The following is a 1,995-nucleotide window of genomic DNA, read 5'->3' on the forward strand; positions in this document are numbered from 1 at the left end:
CGCCGCCGCCGCCAGCGCGGGCGACCCGGTGACCACCGCGCGCAGCGCGCCCGGGTCGAGGGCGAGCACGAGGTGCCGGGTGGTGGTCGCCGCGGGGCCCTCGATGCGCCAGCCCGCGCCGTCGGGGTGCACCGCGGTGACCCGTGCCCCGGTGCGGACCTGCGCCCCGAGGGAGGTGAGGTACCGCCACAGCGGCTGCCAGACGGCGGTGGCGTGGTCGGTGCACGGGGCGTCGAAGCCGATGCCCTCGGGGTTGCCGAGGAAGTAGTAGTGGAACATCGCGACGAGCTCGGCGGCGGACAGGTCGCCCTGGTTGCAGAAGAAGGACCGGGCGAACGCCTCGAACAGCATGCTGCGGGTGCGCTCGGTCATCCCGAGCCGGTCGAGGAACGACGCGGCGTCGACGCCGTCGAGCTCGGCGGTGGTGGTGGCCCGGTCGTAGGCCAGCAGGGCGCGTCCGGCGTCGGGGTCGGCGGAGGTGAGCTCGCGGCGCGACAGGCTCCGGCTGCGCAGCGCCAGCGCGAGCAGGTTGAACGGCGGGGCGGCGGGCAGCCCCGACAGGTCCTCGTCGGGCCACCGCGCGGAGATCACCGGGTAGTGCCCGACCGGCCGCAGGAACGACAGCTGCGGGTCGGCGCGGCGCAGGATCGACCGCCAGGTGTAGTACTGCCGGAAGAAGGCGTGGAAGCCGTGCTCGACCTGCGCGACGGTGCCGTCGGACAGGGTGTGCGGCCAGGCCCCGAGCCGTCCGCCGAGGTGGTCGGCCGCCTCGAGCAGGGTGACCCGCACCCCGCGTTCGGCCAGCACCACCGCCGCGGACACCCCGGCGATCCCGCCCCCGACGACGACCGCCTCCGACCCGGCGGGCACCTCACGCGGCAGCAGCGGGTCGGGTGTCACCAGCCGTCGTCGGCGCATGCGCAGCGGTGCGGCGCGGCGCCGCAGCGGGTCGGTCACAGGGTCCCTCCGGGACGGACGTGCGGACCGTGTCCGCCGGGGTGGCGGGCAGCGGAGTCGTGGGCACCGCGGTGACGGGCCCCGGGGCGGTGGGCCGCGCGGTCGCGGCGCAGGACGAGCGCGTACGGGACCGCGACCAGCCCCATCAGCACCCCGCCGACCAGGGCCGAGCCGGGCAGGCCGAAGAACACCAGGTGGGCGAGCACCGAGGAGGCGTAGACCCACAGGTACAGCGCGGCCGCGGGCCCCGAGCGTCGTGGGCCGCCGGGCAGCGCACGGTGCAGCGTCCCGACGATCAGCAGCGAGACGACCAGCCAGCCGGCGTAGTTGGTCAGCGGGATGCCGGGCACCAGCGGGAGACCCGGGTCGGGGCGCGCCCAGACCCAGTGGCCCGCGTCGACCATCTGCGGGTCGAGGAACACGTCCCAGGCGGCCAGGGCGAACGCCCCGACGGCGACGACCCCCGGTCCGCGCCGGGCCAGCGCCCGGCCCACGACGAGCGCGGGCCAGGCCATCATCGTCCACGCCATGGGCACGACGAGCGGGACGCCTGCCACCTCGGCGCCGAGGGTGCCGGTGTAGGCGTAGTCACCGAACGGCCACCCCGTGGCGAGCCCGACGGACTCGGCGACCAGTCCCCCACCGCCGGCGACGCCGAGCAGCACCAGCCCGCCCCGGGTGCCGTGCACCCGGACGACGTCGGCGACCGCGGCCAGGAAGAACACCGCCACGCTCAGCACCGTCACCGACGTCCGCAGCGGGGCGGGGGTGAGCGGGTAGAGGATCTGTACGGTCACCGCTCCGGCGACCAGCACCCAGGCGGGCAGGGCCGTGCGCAGTGCCCGGGGGGAAGCGGCCAACGCCACGCGGGAACCTCCACACGGTCCGGTCGGGGGTGGTCCCACGGTGCCACCACCCGGGCACGCCCGCGCGTCGTCCGCGGCCGCGGCGACGTCGCGCGGCCGGGCCGCCCCCTCCGTAGGGTCGCCTGCGTGCTCCTCCGCCGGCCGCTGCGCGCCGTCCGTCCGCTCGTGGCCG

The 1,995-nt window shown here is 76.9% G+C and carries 2 protein-coding genes; both read right to left on the minus strand.

Features of this window, described 5'->3' with window-relative positions; translation table 11 throughout:
* A partial coding sequence (locus GTW08_RS18530) for an FAD-dependent oxidoreductase (RefSeq protein WP_346009931.1) occupies positions 1–957 on the minus strand: 957 nt, incomplete at its 3' end.
* The gene (locus GTW08_RS18535) at positions 954–1,823 is read right to left on the minus strand and encodes a carotenoid biosynthesis protein (RefSeq protein WP_083658023.1); all 870 of its coding nucleotides are present in this window, start codon (positions 1,821–1,823) and stop codon (positions 954–956) included. The genes GTW08_RS18530 and GTW08_RS18535, both read right to left, overlap by 4 nt.
* Positions 1,824–1,995: the final 172 nt, after the last annotated feature.

The sequence above is a fragment of the Pseudonocardia sp. SID8383 genome (genome assembly GCF_009864975.1).
Taxonomy (GTDB): domain Bacteria; phylum Actinomycetota; class Actinomycetes; order Mycobacteriales; family Pseudonocardiaceae; genus Pseudonocardia; species Pseudonocardia alni.